The sequence below is a fragment of the Gemmatimonadales bacterium genome (genome assembly GCA_030697825.1).
Lineage (GTDB): Bacteria > Gemmatimonadota > Gemmatimonadetes > Gemmatimonadales > JACORV01 > JACORV01.
In genome coordinates this window covers 1-1025 of record JAUYOW010000152.1, presented here as the reverse complement: position 1 = coordinate 1025, position 1025 = coordinate 1, and the positions used below count along the sequence as shown (strand labels likewise).

Annotated in this window: 2 protein-coding genes; both read left to right on the top strand. The window is 68.9% G+C overall.

The genetic code is table 11. The features are described 5' to 3' along the window. On the top strand, nucleotides 1–460 hold a 460-nt coding region (locus tag Q8Q85_08525; GenBank protein MDP3774297.1), incomplete at its 5' end, for an ACP S-malonyltransferase. Then, nucleotides 447–1025, top strand: a 579-nt coding sequence (locus tag Q8Q85_08520; protein MDP3774296.1) for a 3-oxoacyl-ACP reductase family protein, incomplete at its 3' end; no start/stop codon positions are given. The genes Q8Q85_08525 and Q8Q85_08520, both read left to right, overlap by 14 nt.

Sequence of the window (1025 nt, the reverse complement as noted above, 5' to 3'; positions counted from 1 at the left end):
CATCGCAGGCGATGAGAACGCCGTTCAGGAGGCCATCACGCTGGCCAAAGCCGCGGGAGCGCGGCGGGCGGTGCTGTTGCCGGTGAGCGCGCCATTCCATACGAGTCTCATGCGCCCGGCGGCGGAACGTCTGGCGCCGCTCCTCGAAAAGGTCGCGCTACGTGAGTCCGCGGTCCCGGTGGTCAGCAACGTCACAGCCCAACCCGTCTCGTCCCCGCAGGAGATCCGCCGCCTGCTGATCGCGCAGGTGGCGAGCCCGGTGCGGTGGGACGATTCCGTGCGGACCATGGTGAATATGGGCGTGCAAACGTTTGTGGAGATCGGCCCCGGGTCCACGCTCTCCGGCCTCATCCGAAAGACCGCGCAGGACGTGCGGGTGATGCGCGTGGAAGACCGCGCCACGCTGGATGCGACGCTGTCACACCTCGTGGCAGAGGCGGGCTCCCATGGGCAGGCTTGACGGCCGGGTCGCCATTGTCACGGGCGCCTCGGGCGCGCTCGGCCGGGCAATCGCGACCGCGCTGGCGGCGGAAGACGCGGCGGTGATCGTCCACTATGGATCGAACCGCGATGCCGCGGAGGCCGTCGTCGATGCCATCCGAGGGCAGGGCGGGCGCGCCCAGTCGGTCCAGGCGGACCTGAGCGTTCCCGATCAGGCGCAGCGCCTGGTCGAATCCGCCACCACGGCGTTCGGCGGGGTGCACGTGCTCGTGAACAACGCCGGGATTACCCGCGACACGCTAGTGCTGCGCATGAAGGAGGAGGACTGGGAGACCGTCATCAGTACCAATCTGTCCGGTGCATTCTATTGCACCAAGGCCGTGCTGCGAGAGTTCGTACGGCGGCGCGGCGGCCGCATCATCAACATCACCTCGGTGGCCGGGCAGATCGGCACCGCCGGGCAGGCCAATTACGCCGCGGCCAAGGCGGGGCTCATCGGGCTGACGAAAGCGGTGGCGCGCGAGGTGGCCTCGCGCGGCATCACTGTGAATGCTGTGGCGCCCGGATTCATCGAGGCGGGGATG